Annotated in this window: 17 protein-coding genes; 10 read left to right on the plus strand and 7 right to left on the minus strand. The window is 54.2% G+C overall.

The annotated features are described in order from the left end of the window. Nucleotides 1–70: 70 nt before the first annotated feature. Genes PSCI_RS08795 through PSCI_RS08810 form a run of 4 tightly spaced genes read left to right on the plus strand, consistent with a single transcriptional unit; the run spans nucleotide 71 to nucleotide 6,079 of the window. Complete coding sequence (locus PSCI_RS08795) at nucleotides 71–970, plus strand: TnsA endonuclease N-terminal domain-containing protein (protein ID WP_045485366.1); 900 nt, start codon at nucleotides 71–73, stop codon at nucleotides 968–970. Continuing rightward, the gene (locus PSCI_RS08800; protein ID WP_045485368.1) at nucleotides 963–3,131 is read left to right on the plus strand and encodes a Mu transposase C-terminal domain-containing protein; all 2,169 of its coding nucleotides are present in this window, start codon (nucleotides 963–965) and stop codon (nucleotides 3,129–3,131) included. Before PSCI_RS08795 ends, PSCI_RS08800 begins: the two co-directional genes overlap by 8 nt. Beyond that, nucleotides 3,128–4,576 carry an ATP-binding protein gene (locus tag PSCI_RS08805; protein ID WP_045485370.1) on the plus strand — a complete coding sequence of 483 codons (1,449 nt, stop codon included), beginning with the start codon at nucleotides 3,128–3,130 and terminating at the stop codon, nucleotides 4,574–4,576. The genes PSCI_RS08800 and PSCI_RS08805 overlap by 4 nt, the downstream gene beginning before the upstream one ends. A gap of 24 nt (nucleotides 4,577–4,600) precedes the next feature. Next, nucleotides 4,601–6,079: a TnsD family Tn7-like transposition protein gene (locus PSCI_RS08810; protein ID WP_045485372.1), complete on the plus strand. Its 1,479-nt coding sequence runs from the start codon at nucleotides 4,601–4,603 to the stop codon at nucleotides 6,077–6,079. On the opposite strand, the gene PSCI_RS29025 is transcribed toward PSCI_RS08810, so the two are convergent. Beyond that, a complete protein-coding gene (locus PSCI_RS29025; protein ID WP_144403220.1) occupies nucleotides 6,051–6,974 on the minus strand; it encodes a TniQ family protein in 924 nt (307 codons plus the stop codon). The two genes, PSCI_RS08810 and PSCI_RS29025, sit on opposite strands and share 29 nt — an antisense overlap. Nucleotides 6,975–7,111: 137 nt before the next feature. Here PSCI_RS29025 and PSCI_RS29030 point away from each other — a divergent pair, with 137 nt between their 5' ends. The 3 genes from PSCI_RS29030 to PSCI_RS08825 all read left to right on the plus strand — a co-directional run bounded on the left by PSCI_RS29030 (nucleotide 7,112) and on the right by PSCI_RS08825 (nucleotide 8,428). Continuing rightward, on the plus strand, nucleotides 7,112–7,624 hold the full coding sequence (locus PSCI_RS29030; protein ID WP_023048572.1) for an antitoxin Xre/MbcA/ParS toxin-binding domain-containing protein: 513 nt from the start codon (nucleotides 7,112–7,114) through the stop codon (nucleotides 7,622–7,624). Between the two features lie 145 nt (nucleotides 7,625–7,769). Next, nucleotides 7,770–8,102, plus strand: coding sequence for a DUF2790 domain-containing protein (locus PSCI_RS08820; protein ID WP_012316932.1), 333 nt, complete (start codon nucleotides 7,770–7,772; stop codon nucleotides 8,100–8,102). A gap of 137 nt (nucleotides 8,103–8,239) precedes the next feature. Further along, on the plus strand, nucleotides 8,240–8,428 hold the full coding sequence (locus PSCI_RS08825) for an AbrB/MazE/SpoVT family DNA-binding domain-containing protein (protein WP_045485374.1): 189 nt from the start codon (nucleotides 8,240–8,242) through the stop codon (nucleotides 8,426–8,428). Between the two features lie 106 nt (nucleotides 8,429–8,534). Here the strand turns inward: PSCI_RS08825 and PSCI_RS08830 are convergent, their stop codons facing one another. The 6 genes from PSCI_RS08830 to PSCI_RS08855 form a co-directional block, all read right to left on the minus strand. Beyond that, the gene (locus PSCI_RS08830; protein ID WP_045485376.1) at nucleotides 8,535–8,990 is read right to left on the minus strand and encodes a DUF411 domain-containing protein; all 456 of its coding nucleotides are present in this window, start codon (nucleotides 8,988–8,990) and stop codon (nucleotides 8,535–8,537) included. Next, nucleotides 8,980–9,762: a c-type cytochrome gene (locus tag PSCI_RS08835; protein ID WP_045485378.1), complete on the minus strand. Its 783-nt coding sequence runs from the start codon at nucleotides 9,760–9,762 to the stop codon at nucleotides 8,980–8,982. Before PSCI_RS08835 ends, PSCI_RS08830 begins: the two co-directional genes overlap by 11 nt. A gap of 10 nt (nucleotides 9,763–9,772) precedes the next feature. Next, on the minus strand, nucleotides 9,773–10,888 hold the full coding sequence (locus PSCI_RS08840) for a copper resistance protein B (protein ID WP_045485380.1): 1,116 nt from the start codon (nucleotides 10,886–10,888) through the stop codon (nucleotides 9,773–9,775). Continuing rightward, entirely contained in the window at nucleotides 10,878–11,201 is a 324-nt protein-coding gene (locus PSCI_RS08845) for a hypothetical protein (RefSeq protein ID WP_084709902.1), read from the minus strand. The genes PSCI_RS08840 and PSCI_RS08845 overlap by 11 nt, the downstream gene beginning before the upstream one ends. A gap of 14 nt (nucleotides 11,202–11,215) precedes the next feature. Then, nucleotides 11,216–13,009, minus strand: a complete 1,794-nt coding sequence (locus PSCI_RS08850; RefSeq protein ID WP_045485384.1) for a copper resistance system multicopper oxidase — start codon at nucleotides 13,007–13,009, stop codon at nucleotides 11,216–11,218. Nucleotides 13,010–13,190: 181 nt separating this feature from the next. Beyond that, complete coding sequence (locus PSCI_RS08855) at nucleotides 13,191–13,397, minus strand: co-regulatory protein PtrA N-terminal domain-containing protein (protein WP_019470284.1); 207 nt, start codon at nucleotides 13,395–13,397, stop codon at nucleotides 13,191–13,193. 164 nt (nucleotides 13,398–13,561) lie between these two features. Between PSCI_RS08855 and PSCI_RS08860 the strand changes: the two genes are divergently transcribed. From PSCI_RS08860 to PSCI_RS08870, 3 genes are read left to right on the plus strand one after another with little or no spacing between them, the layout of a single operon-like run. Next, nucleotides 13,562–14,239, plus strand: a complete 678-nt coding sequence (locus PSCI_RS08860) for a heavy metal response regulator transcription factor (protein WP_045485387.1) — start codon at nucleotides 13,562–13,564, stop codon at nucleotides 14,237–14,239. After that, entirely contained in the window at nucleotides 14,239–15,645 is a 1,407-nt protein-coding gene (locus PSCI_RS08865; RefSeq protein ID WP_045485388.1) for a heavy metal sensor histidine kinase, read from the plus strand. The genes PSCI_RS08860 and PSCI_RS08865 overlap by 1 nt, the downstream gene beginning before the upstream one ends. A 36-nt stretch (nucleotides 15,646–15,681) precedes the next feature. Continuing rightward, on the plus strand, nucleotides 15,682–16,029 hold the full coding sequence (locus PSCI_RS08870) for a hypothetical protein (RefSeq protein ID WP_045485390.1): 348 nt from the start codon (nucleotides 15,682–15,684) through the stop codon (nucleotides 16,027–16,029). Nucleotides 16,030–16,108: the final 79 nt, after the last annotated feature.

Genomic DNA, 16,108 nt, shown 5'->3' on the forward strand with positions numbered 1-16,108 from the left:
GTGTCCTCTTTACACGACACACCAGCCTCGTTCCGTTCGAGTGGGTCGCCCAATCATGAGCGACTTGAACATGGCATCTGCGCCCGTAGCTCCGGTCAAGGCTGCCCACCGCCAGCTGATGACCCAATCAAAAATAGATAAAAAAATTAAATCAGGCCGTGGAAGTGGAGTGAGAGATTCCTATAAACCATGGATCAAGGTGTGGGAAATCAAATCAAAGGGTGTCTCCCATATGATTGCGGGAGTTAAGATTTTCCGCACTCATCACCTGCTGTCCAATGCGGAGCGAGATTACCTCACTGTACTTGAGCACGACGCCTCGATCATTGATATCCGAGAGCAGTACCCCCTGCTTACACAGGCTGAGACTCAAGCAATTGCCTCAAGCATAAATTGTCGTCACCCTGTATATCCTGGTACGCAGATTCCTGTCGTTATGACGACGGACTTTCTCATCACCTTCTTGGATCCCTCTGGTGAAACGAGGTTAGCTGCTCGCTCAGTAAAATATAGAAAGGAATTTGAGCAGGCTGATCTTCATGTGCGGAATCGAATAGCTGAAAAGCTCGCTATTGAGGAAAAATACTGGTCAATGAGGGGCGTGGACTGGAAGCTGGTCCTGCACGAAAACCTCTCGAAGATTAGATTAGCGAACCTCAGAGTTCTCAGGACTTATGCCAATATCCATCCCTCGTTGCCGACTGAGAAAAATATAGGGAACTTACTTGAATACATCGCGGGGTCAAAGACGGATCAAATACCCTTAAAAGCTCTTTTGGAAAAGGCGTCACGTGATATCTATATTGACTATATGAGCGTGAAGCGGCTCTTCCATCACCTGCTATGGATCGGCCGTTTAGAGTCTGATCTTACCTCGAAAATAATAAGCTTGTCGCAGCCGTTGCACGTATGGCCGAGCCATCGGTCAGCGGCTTTGTCTCCGCCAACCGAGGTTTCTCATCATGCTTGATTTTCAAATTAACAGCATTTTTTCTCCCGGCGAAGAACCGAGCTTACTAAAAAAGGCGGTTAGGGTCTTAGGCATAAATAATGATACTGTTATCGTAATTGAGCTGAATATGAATCCAGGCAAGCCGTGGCAGATTGATAAGTCAATTTTAATTGACGAAATTGATTCAGGGCGCGCGGTCTTAAGTCCAGAAATGGTTCCTTTACATCTGCTCAGAAGCGACGATGAAATTAGTGAAAATGAAAAGGCGAGCCGAAATCGAAATTGGAGTCTTATAAGAAGTTTAGTAGAAGATCGCTCTGCCTTAGATATTCTTGGTCCTGGTTTTGGGAAGCTTGTTGCGACGCATGCCATAGAGACAGGGGTAGAGCGTAAGCAGATATACCGGCTTCTATACCGCTATTGGAGTATGGGTCAGACACCTAACGCGTTTCTTTGGAACACAAGCGCTTGCGGCGGACGTGGGAAGAAAAAGGATCGGTCCTCAGGTATTATCCCCGGTCGGCCGCGTAAGTATCTTGGTGTCGTTGTCAATGATGGTGGTGCCATCCCGCTCGAACAGCGCCATCTCTCTCATATCCGTTTGGCTTACGGGCGAGTCGCTAGCGGCAAGTGTGGCACCCTGAAAGATGCACATAAGTGGATGTTAAACAAATTTTATAGAGCGACTCTCCCTGACGGATCGAAAGGAAATATTGTACGCGGCAGTTACCCGACTACTGCACAGCTTAGATATCACGGTAAATTATTTTTCGATGACCTGTATAAGCTCAAGGTGCGTGGCGGTTCTATCAGGTACAACAAAGACCATCGGGCTATCGTTGGCTCAGCATCCCAAGGCCTGATAGGCGCAACGCAGCGATATGAGATAGATTCCACCATCGCTGATGTCTATTTAGTGCATCGCGTTAATAGGCTGTGGCTCATTGGGCGTCCGATACTTTATGTAGTCGTCGATACCTACACCAGAATGATTGTAGGAATTCACGTGGGCCTTGAGGGGCCCAGCTGGAATGGGGCTAGACACGCGATATACAACGCTTGCACCTCAAAGGTTGAGTTTTGCAAACGATACAACGTAGACATTGAGGAAGCTGACTGGCCATGCTCGCATTTGCCAGTCGAAATTGTGGCTGACCGGGCTGAACTTCTAAGCGAGGCGGGGGCAACGCTCTCCCAAAGCTTGGGGCTTGGGGTGCAAATTTTGCCTCCTTTCAGGCCTGATTGGAAAGGGATCATCGAAAGCCGTTTCCGTCTGATCAATGAACACCTCGACTTGAAGTTCGTTCCAGGCGGAGTGGATGCTCGTAAAATGGAGCGCGGCGATAGGGACTACCAACTCGATGCCATTTTGGATATCGACGAGTTCACCGAAATGGTTATTGTAGGAGTCTTGGCTCACAATAAGAGCCTGCGGATACCACACCTTTTAAATCGCGAGATGATTGCCGGCGGAGTGGAAGCAACGCCTATAGCGATTTGGAGTTGGTCGAAGGATAATAGCCCTATAAATTCAAAAGTAGTATCGCCGGCTGAGTTGAAAATCGCTCTATTGCCCTCTCAGGAGTGTCGTATAAGTCGAGGCGGTATTGTTTTCCAAGGCGTACAGTATACATGTCAAACAGCGTTACGCGAGGAGTGGTTGGAGCGCTCGCACAACCTGCGGACGAAATATGTTCGAGTATTCTATGATCCTAACTCTATTGAAAATTGTTGGATCAAGTCAGAAGCAGGTTTTGAGGCTTTAACTATTGTACCGCAGCAACGGCAGAAATATGGTGGACTCCGTATGGAGGAGGTTCTTGATATGATCCATATCCTGAACCAAGTTTCGCCGGATGCCCGTTATGACAGTGATAATACTGCGGCGCTGGTAAGGGGGCGGCAAGAGGAAATCTTTGACCGGGCCAAATCCAAACGTGTCGCTCAGGGTGACCCGAAATCGAATGCAGATTTCAAGCGGGACAAACGTGCCAAGCGTGCTACCGAAGCTCAGACCGAGCGCGATTCCCATACCGCTGATCTGAATCAGCTACGCGTTGTGGATAACATTCCTCCTGTGGCAGAAAATTCTAAGCTAGTCACCGGCAGGCCCAGTTCCGCGAGAAGCGCGGCGTTTCTGAAACTAGTCGTCAGCGAGGGAAGCGAGGCTGAGACATGAACGATTTGACGTTCTCCCCCGCAGAATACATTCCTACAGGCATGCCTCAGTACGATGGCAACCCGCTGATCGAATGCTTGCCTAGAATTCTGTCGGATGTAGATGTGGTCAGGCGCGTTGGGAACCTTCCGCCGAAGCCCGACGAGGCTGAACGAGCGTTGCCACCGAAGCTTCGCGGTCATGGGATCAACCGGCTGAAAGATGTTGTTGTTCCATTCGAAATTCACCTGCGCCTTGAAGACCTTTTCAGCCAGCTGATTCGCTACGGATATATGGGACGCAATCCGCTGTTGGCCTCATCTGTTAGGCATCGGCTGCCTTCCTCAGCGGAGGCCAAGGGCCACGGATTCATGTCCACCGCTGAGACGATGACGCTCATCGGCTTGAGTGGTATGGGTAAGACCACAGCGCTCAATTCCATCGCAAGGCTTTATCCGCAGGTGATCAGCCACAGCAGATATAAAGACGCCATTCTCATCGAAACCCAGGTCGTGTGGCTAAAGATTGAGTGCCCTCATGACGGCTCGTTGCGCGGTTTCTGTGCAGCATTCTTCTCAGCGTTGGATGCTGCGTTAGGAGTCGACAAATACTCGCGCAGGGGCGGTTCTGGCAACAGCATCAGCGTAATGCTCCAGCACATCAGTCAGCTGTGCAAAACCTTTTTCATTGGTGCTTTGATCATTGATGAAATGCAGCATCTTTGCTCCTCGCGGGGGGGACAGGATCGGGAAAAGTTGCTGAATTTCTTCGTAACTTTATCCAACGATGCAGGCGTTCCGCTGGTGTATGTAGGGACCAACGCAATGCTCCCGCTGTTTTCTGGTGTGCTGCGCAACGCCCGAAGAGCGGCGGGGATGGGACCCATCGCTTTTGACCGATTCAGCGAAGACGATCCGTTTTGGGAGCACTTGGTGTCCCAACTCTGGGCCTATGACTGGACGGCATCATGCGCCCCCCTGACGAAGGAGCTCTTGTCCAAGATCTATGATCTCGCCCAAGGCAATACTGATTTCCTAGCGAAACTGCTTATGCTTGCGCAGCGTCATGTAATTTGGGAGGGCCTCGACGCTATTACGCCAGCGGTGCTTCAGCAGGTGTATGACAATCAAATGAGGCTTCTACACAAGCCTATCGAGGCTCTACGAAGCGGTGATCCTCTTCAGATTGCTGACTTCGAGGACATGATGCCTACAAAAGACCAGATCGCCCAGATGATGAACTACGACTTGGCTCGCCGGGCCGACAGAGCTCATCTTTCGCTACTTACCCAGGCCGCGATCACTCCTCCACCTCAAGCCAAGGATAAATCGGCATCGAAGGCTAAGGGTCGTACCGTGGTCCCGGTTGCTGACGGAGCATTAGCTAACGTGCATTTTTCGAAGGACGAAGACCTTCAGGCTCAGCTCGAACAGCGCGGCTGGGTGGATAGGGATTCCTCCTGGTGACATGAGGATCGGGAGCTCAAGGCAGTGGCTAACCTTCTGTTCTTCCCCCAGCCGTTCCCGGATGAGTCGCTCTACAGCCTGGCCGTGCGCTATCACAAGCTAGCGGCCAATCCAGGATACCGCGTGTCAAGCCACGAGCTCTTCGGTAGCTACTCGCGTACCTGTGGTTCCATTTTGCCATGCTGCTTAGGGGCTCTGTCTGAGCGTCTGGGAGGCGCCCTTCCCGTAGGAGAGTTGATCAATCGCTTCACACTTTTACCGCTTTATTTGCCGTTTTTGAATGAACAGAAGGGCCGCGATGCCGTTGTTCTAATGGGAGGTAATCGGGGTACAGGACTCAAGATGGCCTTGGGCATAACAGCGTCGCGTTTCCTCCAACACGCCTCGTTTAGATATTGCGAGAGCTGCGTCGGACAGGACATTCTGGAGTGCGGCTCAGCCTACTGGCATCGTATTCATCAAGCTTCGGGCACTTGCGTCTGTCCGCGCCACAGCGAAGTGCTACAGGCGATGAGATTTCCCAAAGGGGCAGATTGGCGTTGCATGTTGCTACCGGGCGAATCAGGTGGAACGCCGGTTATGGACTGTGGAGAACACAGCGCGGCCATTGCGATTGCCCGTATGCAGCTATGGGGGCTCGACCACCCCGATGAGATCAAAGCGATCCAGGCTGGAAATTTTTTCAGGACCCGTTTGGACGAGATGAGTTTTATTAGGTCTGGTCGAATTAGAGAGGGAATGCTGAGAGAGTTCTTAACCAGGCGACTTCGGTGCAGTCCTAGCGCTGCCGAGTTTGAAGAAATGGTTCGGTCCTGTGACTGGGTTTTGCAGATCATACGGCGACGAGAGCGAATCGTGCAGCCCTTCAAGTTCTATTTCCTCTGCTGGCTCCTCGATCTGGAGCTGGAACACCTCAAGACCTACTGTCCAGAGGCCGATATATCCGCTGGTGTTATGGTCTGTCGTGATAGGCCGAATAACCTTACTGATGACAATGACCTCCAAGCCCGCCGGTTAGCCTTTGCAAACAGTACAAACCCCAAATGTCATGACAAGCCGGGCTATCAGTGGTTGTACCGCCACGACAGGGAATGGTTGGTCAACTATGTTGCTGCAAACCCCTACCTCAGAGATCGAAAGATTCGAATCGACTGGCAATCCAGGGACTTCACCCTTGCGTCAGAGCTCGCTAAAGCTAGGGCGATCTTACTTTCTGTACACGGAAAGCCTCAGCAGGTCACCCGCGCTGCTCTATGCAGGCTTGTGGTAAACGCCCACGCTTTCCTTAAAATGCCGGAACATTTTCCGAGGAGCATAAGGTTGATGGCGGATTTGCTTGAGTCTACTCATGACCACCAGCTGCGTAAAATCCGGTGGGCAATCCGAGAATACTCTCTGACTGAACACTGTGCCATGAGTGTTCTCTACCGTTATGCAGGAATACGGATATCTCGCGTATCCGAAGATGAAATCCTCATGCAGATACGTGACGATATGGACTAGTTCTATTGGCTTCGTGCAAGAGTTTATTGAATATGGATTTTTTCTTCTCTCGCAGGAGGTCTTGCTCATCTTGGTTCGCTAGCAAATTTAAATAGTTCTCAGCGGTGTGACATCCTAAAAATACATACATAGGAAATTTGTCACTGGTGGAGATACTGCTCGTGGTAAGTCTCGACGTAATCCCCATTTCTTTGTAAATCAGTTTGGAAATATCCAGCTCGGTGCGTTCGAATTCTCTAGTGCGATTAATCATGAGGCTTGCATATGCGATAAAGTCTGCCGTTCCATCATGTATCATCGGGCCGCGGTAGCCCAGAAGATCTGCGACAAATTTGGCATACATATGACGGGTTGATCCGAATTCTCGCTTTTGACGTCTTGACCATTTGCCCTGCTTGCTGCACTTGGCTAGGTGACCAATCTCGTGCTTTTTCAGTGGCATTGAGCAGGCCGGACATGTTTCGATTAGAGTGCAAGCATGAGTACTGCAAACCTGTACGGAACCCAACACGTGCCTGCAATGAATATAGGGGCTTCCGCAGTTATTCAAGTCTTCGAGAACGCAATCTGGACAAACTTTCTGCCAAGTCTTTGGTGTGACGATTGCGGTCGCTCGATGACGACCAAGCGCAGCTATCATAGGATACAACGTGTGGTCGTTTAGGACTAGTTCGGAAACTTTGTGGTCGTCTAGCAGTTTTGGGTAATAAAATTCCTGATGCGGCCGCCACTCTGCTTGCACGGTGCTTAAGTTTTTACTAATCCCGAAGCCAACACGAGGTATCGGTTTTATATAGAAATCTTCAGTTTTTAGAGATTTAATACCTAGAAGCTCATTGCCTCGCTTAAGCGCTGATGCGACATATTCTCCAGGTAATGGTGCGAAAATTCTCATTAATTGAAGTGCTTGTACACGTTGCTAGACGGGCGGTATGCCATTTTAGTTAGAAGTCACCGGTATCGCATCCACATTGGTGACCGTATTGGGCTACTGTGAAGGTGAAAGGGCGCCGGACGTGCTTGGGAATCAAAATGGCTAGTCTGGCAGCCAACGCACAAGAGGAGGTCGATGCAGTGAATCCTACAAGCACTCGCCCACCTGTTGAATCGCAGGCCTTTCCACCAACGTTCCACCTGGTTCATACCCACCCCGACGGGTTGAGCCAGCTGGAGCTCCTGAGTCTAGTCCAAACAGGATTCTTTTTCAGCGACGTGAAGTGCATGGTCGAGTCATCGAGCCTGTTCAAGGCTCGTAACCTCGTCGGGCGAATCACAGGAAGATCGACCAGAAGCATTCACCGTCTGAGCCATCCCGCTCAGGCCCATCGTCTGGATGCCCAGCAGAGCGCGGTGGCGTTCCAGTATGCGAAAGGACTGGAGCTTGCATCGAAGGTATTTGGCTCTCAGATGCTCGCGGAGCAGTGGCTTTGTCGGCCGTGCGGCCGTTTGTTGGGGTTTGTACCCTTCGAGATGCTCGACACGTCGCTCGGGTTCAGCGTCGTAGCGGACTATCTTGAGCGTATACGCTTGGGTGTCTACCAGTAGCTTGCCTGAGGGCGAGGTTGGTATGCGGCGAGGAGGCAACGCTACCTCTTTTTACATGCGGGACTTACAACCTTGTAATTCCCGTATCACTCAATTGACAGCGATCAACCCCTAATCTTCAGTCACGTTTATTGGAGTGATTGAAATGAAAGTCATCAAAAGTATCACCGCTATCCTGGCCCTAGTGGCTTCGTCAGCCGTACTCGCCGAAGGAGGATCCGACCGTCTGCATGGAAAGATGATTCAGGCCAATGAGCAAGCTATGCGAGCTTATGCCGCTGCCAAGGGAAAGAACCCACCGGAGGTGATCCACTATCGCTACGGGATGCGGCTCGACGTGGCGAAGGTGATCAGCATGACGTCGACCAAGGCGAGCTGTGACGTGATGCCGGCACAGATGAATTACGAGGATTCCAACGGAGACGTGAAAATCCTTGAATACCGGACCGCTGGAGTCGGTTGCCGGGGCCAGAACTGAGCACTGAGCGAGTGGACAGGACTTACTCTGATAAAACGCCGGGTTGAAGCGTCAATTCCGGCAATAGATCGCCTGGTTACCGGCTTTCATGACTGGTGGAGTACTATGAGGACTGGTAGCTCAGGCAGGAGAGTCCAATGACTCAATCAGCGCGCACCACGGTAAAGTGCCTAGATCCCGGCGACGGCTCCGGCGATGTGATTGTGGAAATACCCGATGACATTTTGCGCGAGCTCGGGGTCACGACGGGCGACAGACTCTCCATCGAGCTCATCAACGGCGATATCGTACTCAAGCCAGTCCGCGAGCGCCGTGAATCTGACTAGCTACCCTTTGTAGCCCCTCTCTGTCGTCCTGTTGAGCTGATGAAGCTTTCTAGCGGGGGGAATAAGGGACGGCAGTCAGCCTACCGCCGTCCTCCTGGTAGGTGCGTTATTTGGCTGGATAGTTGGCGACTACTTGGTCCTCGCCGCTTTTGATTAAACCAATGACTTGGTAGGCATGGCTTACGCCATCAACCTTCATGCCTGGGGACCCAGCTGGCATTCCTGGTACGGCGATCCCGACTAGATCGTTCCGCCCCCTGAGTTCTCGAATCTGCTCAGCTGGCACGTGACCTTCAACAAACTTTCCGTCGATCACAGCTGTGTGGCAGGACGCTAACCGTGGCGCTACGCCCAGCTTCTGTTTCACTGCGCTCATGTCCGTCTCAACATGGTCGGTCACTTTGAAACCATTGGCTTCCAGGTGCGCGATCCAGTTCTTGCAGCAACCGCAGTTCGCGTCTCGGTGAACGTCGATGGACAATGGCTCGGCAGCGTAGGCCGCCGAGGTCACCAGAAGCCCAGCGATAGCGGCTAGCCGAACGAATATGCGGTTAGTTGGCATGAGTGTGCTCCTTACCGTCTTTGTGAACATGCGTCTTTGGCGACGATGTCGGGTGGGCATCCGAATGGGCCTCGGCCGCATTGTGGTCACCGTGATGATCTGCCGCTTGAGCGGAGCCTGCGGGTGCAGCTCCATGGTCGTGAGCTGCCTGGGCATGATCGTCGTCTGCCGCTTCATCGTGATCACCATGCTCGGCATGACCGCTCCCGCCGTGCTGGCCCTCATGGTTGTGCATATCGCTTTCACCGCCGCCGTGCTGGTGGCCGCCGCTCGTGGCCACCAAGGCCTTGTACTGCTCGGCATTCATCTGGGGCAGTTGATCCAGGAACGCGACGATTCCCCAGATGTACTCATCGCCCATGCTCTTGCCCCAGGCGGGCATGCCCGTGGCTTTGATACCGTGCTTGATTGTCCAGAATGCGGCGGCTGGATCGCCTCCGACACCCACCTTGGTGAGGTCGGGTGGCGACGGGTATAGCGCTTGGCTTAGCTCAGTCTTCCCAACGCCAGGGGCAAGGTGACAGCCTATACACATGGCGTTGTAGTTGCCCGCCCCCGCTTTGATCAACGCGGCTTCCTTCAGATCAGGGACTTCGATGTCTCGCGCTCGAACCTCAATAGACCGATCACGAGCCATGGCGAGAAAGGAATGGACTGCCGGGAAGTGAGGATCATCGGCGCCGACATTCACCAAGCCGAAATAGGCTGTGCCCAGTACCGCAGCACTTCCGACAGCACTAGCCCCGAGCAGCGTTGTAATTGTTCTTTTCATGTTGGGATTCTCAGAACCACATCCTGATACCGGCAACGAAGCGTGCCTCATTAACATCTCCACCCTCGTTTCGGATGAAGTCAGCGGTGTTGCCGTAGGAGCGGCTCCAGGTTACGCCTATGTATGGAGCAAACTGGCGGACAATTTCATACCGTAGACGCAACCCGACTTCGGTATTGGCCAGACCCGAGCCTACGCCGCGCTCTGGATCGTTCTTGCCATAGAAGTTCGCCTCTGCCGTGGGTTGCAAGATCAAGCGATTGGTCAGCAGGATGTCGTATTCGCCCTCAAGACGCGCAGCAGTCTGGCCGTTCTCACCTATGAACGCCGTGGCTTCGGCCTCGAAGTCATAGAGGGCCATGCCCTGAATACCAAAGGCTGCCCAGGTCTGCGGGGATTCTGGTTTGAAATCCTGACGGACTCCGGCGACCACATCCCACCATGGACTGACCGAGCGCCCGTACAGCAATTGCAGCTCAGCGTCTTCGGTTACCCCATTGGTGCGCTCGCCTTCAGAACGAACCCAGAGTCGATTAATGTCGCCGCCTACCCAGCCTGATGCGTCCCAGGCCAGGGTGCTGCCCTCATTGGCGTCCTGGTATTCGAGCTGGTCCAAAAGGAAGAAGCTGTTGACTCCGCTGTCATGCACCTGGTGGCCACCCAAAGGCGGAAAGGCTGCCTCGCGGTCGGCATCAGTGAGCACTGGAATCGGAGTGCGGCTCGTTGTGGTCGGAGAAGTCACTGAACCGTGGTTCATCTGGGTATGGTCCATGCCCTTCATCGAACCGTGATCCATGCCCTTCATATTTCCATGGCCCATTTTGCTGTGGTCCATCTTGCTATGGTCCACCGAGCTGGATTTACTCTGGCTTTGAGCATGCCCCATCTCGCTGTGATCAGCGGAGGCAGGCTTTTTTTGCTGTTTGCTGACCCCCATCTTGCTGTGATCCATCGGCGGCATCGATTCGGAAGGAGCAGCACCCATTTGCATGGAACCGTGCCCCATTTTCGAATGATCCATGCCCGAGTGATCCACTTCTTCAGCGGCGAAGCTGGGCGTTACACCCAGCATGCCGATTGAAACAGTCAAGGCCAGCAGCGAAGGCCGCTCAAGGCTATTGGCCATCTTTCCCTGCCTCAGCTTTGTCGCTGCCATGCGATTCCATCATTTTGTCGTGGTCCATGCCTTCCATCGAGCCATGGTCCATCCCCTTCATCGAGCCGTGGTCCATACCTTCCATGGAACCATGGTCCATGCCTTCATGGTTCATCCCCTGACCCTGCTTATCCTGCGAGCCTTTGGCTTTGCCTGCCTCGGTGGATTTCTGTGAGTGCTGATCATGGTTGTCGCTGGACCACGACGACGGGGCATAAACAGCCAGCATGCCTACCATCGCAGCAGAAAGTAAAAAGGCGCTTCGTTTCATTGGTTTGCTCATCTCAGATCTCCAGTTCATTCGTCCACACGGACTTCTCGGAACATGCCCATTTCCATGTGGAACAGTAGGTGACAGTGATAGGCCCAACGTCCCAAGGCATCTGCGGTGACGCGATAGCTTCGTTTTGAGCCAGGTGGCATGTCGATGGTGTGCTTGCGAACCATGAAGTTGCCGTTCTCGTCCTCCAGATCACTCCACATACCGTGGAGATGGATGGGGTGAGTCATCATGGTGTCGTTGACTAAAGTGATGCGAAGACGCTCGCCATATTTCAACCGCAGCGGTTCAGCGTCGGAGAATTTGATACCGTCGAACGACCACGCGAACTTCTCCATGTGGCCGGTAAGGTGCAGTTCGATTGTCCGTCCAGGCTCTCGACCATCGGGATCGATGAAGGTGCTCCGCAAATCGGCGTAGGTCAGCACTCGGCGTCCGTTGTTGCGCAGGCCAATTCCCGGATCGTTCAGCTTCGGGGTCGGCGACATGGTCTGCATATCGACCAACGGGTTGTTGGTCTCGGAAGCTGGATGGCTCTGCATTGCACTGCTCATGCCGGCCATGCTGCCATGGTCCATGCCAGCCATCTTGCTGTGGTCCATGCCGGCCATGCTGCCATGGTCCATGCCGGCCATCTTACTGTGGTCCATGCCGGCCATGCTGCCATGATCCATTCCGCCCATGCTGCCGTGGTCCATGCCCATGTCGCTCATGGCGATGATCGGGCGCGGATCTACCTCCGGCACGGGCGCTTGCAAGCCTTCACGAACTGCCAGGGTGCCTCGGGAGTACCCGGTACGGTCCATGGACTGCGCGAAGATCGTATAGGCCTGCTCGTTTTCAGGTTCGACGATGACATCGTAGGTTTCCGCAACGGCGATCCGGAACTCATCGACCGATACGGGTTTGACGTACTGGCCGTCGGCAGCCACAACCGTCATCTTCAGCCCAGGAATCCGGACATCGAAATAGGTCATGGCCGAGCCGTTGATAAAGCGCAGGCGGATTTTCTCGCCGGGCTTGAAGATTCCCGTCCAGTTGCCGTTCGGAGCCTGGCCGTTCATGAGGTAGGTGTAGGTATACCCGCTCACATCAGCGAGGTCGGTGGGGCTCATCTTCATTTCAGCCCACATCTTCCGATCCGCTACAGCGGCCGACCAGCCTTTCTCGCTCACATCGTCAACGAAGTCGCCAACTGTGCGCTTGTGGAAGTTGTAGTAGTCAGATTGCTTCTTGAGTTTGGAGAGCACCCGCGCCGGGTCCTCATCCGTCCAATCGCTGAGCATGACGACGTAATCGCGGTCATACACAAACGGCTCGGGATCTTTGGCATCGATCACCAGAGCACCATAAACGCCGGACTGTTCCTGGAAGCCAGAGTGGCTGTGATACCAGTAAGTACCGTTTTGGTGGACCTTGAACTTGTATTCGTACATGCCATCGGGAGCGATGCCGTGGAAGCTCAAGCCCGGCACACCGTCCATGTTGGCGGGCAGGATGATGCCGTGCCAGTGAATGGAGGTGTCCTGTTTCAGCCGGTTGCGTACGCGCAGCGTCACGGTGTCGCCTTCGCGCCAGCGCAGGATTGGCCCTGGCACGGAGCCGTTGATGGCCATGGCCGTACGAGCTGCACCCGTGATGTTGACGGGCAGTTCACCGATATACAGATCGAAGTCCGTGCCGCTGAGCACGTTCGGTTGGCCGGGGCTGGTCACGGCCCAGACCGGCGCGCGCCACATGCCGAGCCCACCCAGAAGTCCGGTAGCGGCCAGGCCTTTGACGAAAGATCGTCTCGTGGTTTTGCTTTGCATGCCGTTGCGTCCAGTCAGGTAGATCGCTGATATCCAGGCTGCTCGATGGCGCAGCCCTTGGGTTCATTGGAGCTCTCATTAGTCTCGTAGACTTTCGCCACTGCGCGAGGCTGATGAGAGGCCGTAGGCTGAAACTGCCATAGTTCAGATTCCGGAGTGATTACATTTCTGTAAGCTCGGATCAGCAACTTTCGTGGCCCGCGTGCTTGCTGGACTGGGCGGCGACTGGCGCCTGTTCTTTCTTCTCCTGCGCAACCTGGTAGGCCTGCATGGAGCTTTGGCGAGCCGCTTCCATCCGCGCAAAGGTCCGGTCAGCGCCTCCCTCTGCCAGGGCGATGCCTGCCATGCCGAAGGTAACGACCATCACAATTGCTTTGACCATGTTCATCTGGAGATCCTCAATGGTTCTGCGCCTCATGGCGTCAGGTACAGGGTCAAATTAGCCTCGCAGTGCTGTCAGAAAACTGATCTCGACATTACTTTTCCGTCAGCTTCTGGTTGGGCGTCTTTTTTCCTGCAAACTGGAGATGCACACCGCGTGGATGAGAGCAGATGAAATTACTCGTAGCCGAAGATGAGCCGAAAACCGGTGTCTACCTCCAGCAAGGCCTGACAGAAGCTGGCTTCACCGTAGACCGGGTGATGACAGGCACTGACGCCCTGCAACAAGCGCAGAGCGAAGCGTATGACTTGCTGATCTTGGACGTAATGATGCCGGGGCTCGATGGCTGGGAGGTCCTGCGCAAGATCCGGGCAGCGGGGAAAGACGTGCCGGTCCTCTTTCTCACGGCCCGTGATGGCGTAGATGATCGCGTGAAAGGCTTGGAGCTGGGTGCTGATGACTACCTGGTGAAGCCCTTTGCGTTCTCTGAGCTGTTGGCGCGGGTCCGCACACTGCTGCGCAGAGGCAACGGTGGTTCTGTTCAAACCACCATGAAGATGGCGGACCTAGAGGTTGACCTGCTCAAGCGCCGGGCTACGCGAAACGGCAAGCGGATCGACCTTACTGCCAAGGAGTTTGCCCTTTTGGAGCTGCTCATGCGCCGACGCGGGGAGGTGCTCCCCAAGTCGCTGATCGCTTCTCAGGTCTGGGACATGAACTTCGACAGTGACACCAACGTGATCGAGGTCGCGATTCGCCGACTGCGGGCCAAGATTGATGACGACTTCGCGCCAAAGCTCATCCATACCGCCCGAGGCATGGGCTACATGATGGATGTGGCCGAGTGATGCGCCCGCAATCATCGCTCGTCAAGCGACTGACCCTGATGTTCATGTTCGCGGTGACTGCTGTCTTGGTCGTTGCCGGCGTGGCTTTCTACGGGCTCAGCCAGCACCATTTCCGGATGCTGGATGAGCAGGCGCTCTCCGAAAAGCTGGAGTCAACGCGTCATATTCTGTCCATTTCAGCAGCGCGAGGCGGGCTCGACGATCAGAAGCAGCAGCTGCGGGCATTGCTCGGCGCACATCAGGATCTGTCGGCGAAAATCACCAAGGCTGACGGAACGGTCCTTTTTTCAGATCCCAAGGCTTCGCAAATTCCTAAGCAGTTCGAGCAGGCGCACCGGGGCGCAGTTTGGGAATGGCAGGATGAAGCGCAGAACTTCCGGGGTATCACCGCCCAGTTAACCATCGCGGGCGAGCCGGAACCGGTGACGGCCGTGCTGATGCTCAATGTCACCACTCACGCGCATTTCTTTATCACCCTGCAATGGTGGTTCGGCATCGGCTTGGTGATCAGCGCGATTGTGAGTGCAGGCTTGGGCTGGGTCGTTGCCAAGAGTGGGCTTCGGCCTGTTGGGCAAATCACCAAAGTGGCCACCGGGATGTCGGCAAGATCGCTCCGCGAGCGCATTCCGCTGGAGCCCGTACCGCTAGAGCTTCAGGAGCTCATCCTGTCTTTCAACGGGATGCTGGGACGGTTGGAGGATGCATTCGTTCGGTTGTCCAACTTTTCTGCCGATATCGCTCACGAGTTGAGAACGCCGGTCAGCAACCTACTGACCCATACCGAAGTGGTGCTCACCAAGAAGCGTGACCTAGATGCCTATGAGGAAAACCTCTATTCGAATCTGGAGGACCTTAAGCGCATGTCGCGCATGATCGATGACATGCTTTTCCTTGCCAAGGCGGATAACGGTCTCATCGTGCCCGAGCAGATCGATGTGGACCTCTCCGAACTCGTATCCAAGCTGTTCGAGTACTACCAGTTTCTGGCTGAGGACCGGGGCATTCAGCTGACCCTCCAAGGTCGTGGCAAGGTTCGTGGTGATCGCCTGATGATTGACCGAGCCCTTTCCAACCTCTTATCTAACGCGTTGCGCTACACCCCGGAAGGCAATGAGATAGCAGTGCAGATCGAGCAAACACGTGAAACCGTGACGTTATCCGTACATAACAGCGGAGTAACCATCGATCCTCAGCATATTGGCAAGATCTTTGACCGGTTCTATCGGGCCGATCCAGCCAGACGCGAAGGTGGGCCAAGTAATGCGGGCCTGGGGCTGTCGATCACACGCTCCATTATTGAGACTCACAGCGGACGAATTTGGTGTACCTCAGCGGAGGGTGTCACAACCTTCTTCATCAGCCTTCCCGCCTCCAAGCGGTTGGTTGGTGCAGCCCCAACCCCTTAATGCTGAACTCATCCCAGTAACCTATACTCGCCCATCATGAATCGGTTCATTCGACTGCTCACCATCCTGATGCTTGTCGTGGCGCTTCCGCTTAACGGGATGGCGGGCATCGATTCGGCGACTGAACCTTGTCCAATGCAGACCATGGGCATGGAAATGATGGCGGGCATGGACCATGACTGCTGCCAGGACCAGAAGCCGGGCAAGACTGGTGACCATGCCAAATCCTGCAAGGTAGGCCAGGAGTGCAGAACTGCCAGCACAGTGCAGCTCAGCTTCCTGACGCCTGGACTGACCTATGCCAAGCCACGACCTGCCGATACCTACGCTGTAGGCATAGCAACAGGTTCTCCCCCCGATCCATGGCGTCCTCCCCGCGTCTGACTCCCTCTTAATTTCACACCATCGTTCTGCCTAGCAGCGGGCCGATGGCACGCGCCTGGGCGCTGATCTTTCGAGGAAT

The organism is Pseudomonas sp. StFLB209, assembly GCF_000829415.1.
Taxonomy (GTDB): Bacteria; Pseudomonadota; Gammaproteobacteria; order Pseudomonadales; family Pseudomonadaceae; genus Aquipseudomonas.

Excerpts from the sequence above, each read along its gene's own strand:
- PSCI_RS08795 (WP_045485366.1), top strand. The coding sequence starts at position 71 with ATGGCATCTGCGCCCGTAGCTCCGGTCAAGGCTGCCCACCGCCAGCTG.
- PSCI_RS08800 (WP_045485368.1), top strand. The coding sequence starts at position 963 with ATGCTTGATTTTCAAATTAACAGCATTTTTTCTCCCGGCGAAGAACCG.
- PSCI_RS08805 (WP_045485370.1), top strand. The coding sequence starts at position 3,128 with ATGAACGATTTGACGTTCTCCCCCGCAGAATACATTCCTACAGGCATG.
- PSCI_RS29025 (WP_144403220.1), bottom strand. The coding sequence starts at position 6,974 with ATGAGAATTTTCGCACCATTACCTGGAGAATATGTCGCATCAGCGCTT.
- PSCI_RS29030 (WP_023048572.1), top strand. The coding sequence starts at position 7,112 with ATGGCTAGTCTGGCAGCCAACGCACAAGAGGAGGTCGATGCAGTGAAT.
- PSCI_RS08820 (WP_012316932.1), top strand. The coding sequence starts at position 7,770 with ATGAAAGTCATCAAAAGTATCACCGCTATCCTGGCCCTAGTGGCTTCG.
- PSCI_RS08825 (WP_045485374.1), top strand. The coding sequence starts at position 8,240 with ATGACTCAATCAGCGCGCACCACGGTAAAGTGCCTAGATCCCGGCGAC.
- PSCI_RS08830 (WP_045485376.1), bottom strand. The coding sequence starts at position 8,990 with ATGCCAACTAACCGCATATTCGTTCGGCTAGCCGCTATCGCTGGGCTT.
- PSCI_RS08835 (WP_045485378.1), bottom strand. The coding sequence starts at position 9,762 with ATGAAAAGAACAATTACAACGCTGCTCGGGGCTAGTGCTGTCGGAAGT.
- PSCI_RS08840 (WP_045485380.1), bottom strand. The coding sequence starts at position 10,888 with ATGGCCAATAGCCTTGAGCGGCCTTCGCTGCTGGCCTTGACTGTTTCA.
- PSCI_RS08845 (WP_084709902.1), bottom strand. The coding sequence starts at position 11,201 with ATGAGCAAACCAATGAAACGAAGCGCCTTTTTACTTTCTGCTGCGATG.
- PSCI_RS08850 (WP_045485384.1), bottom strand. The coding sequence starts at position 13,009 with ATGCAAAGCAAAACCACGAGACGATCTTTCGTCAAAGGCCTGGCCGCT.
- PSCI_RS08855 (WP_019470284.1), bottom strand. The coding sequence starts at position 13,397 with ATGAACATGGTCAAAGCAATTGTGATGGTCGTTACCTTCGGCATGGCA.
- PSCI_RS08860 (WP_045485387.1), top strand. The coding sequence starts at position 13,562 with ATGAAATTACTCGTAGCCGAAGATGAGCCGAAAACCGGTGTCTACCTC.
- PSCI_RS08865 (WP_045485388.1), top strand. The coding sequence starts at position 14,239 with ATGCGCCCGCAATCATCGCTCGTCAAGCGACTGACCCTGATGTTCATG.
- PSCI_RS08870 (WP_045485390.1), top strand. The coding sequence starts at position 15,682 with ATGAATCGGTTCATTCGACTGCTCACCATCCTGATGCTTGTCGTGGCG.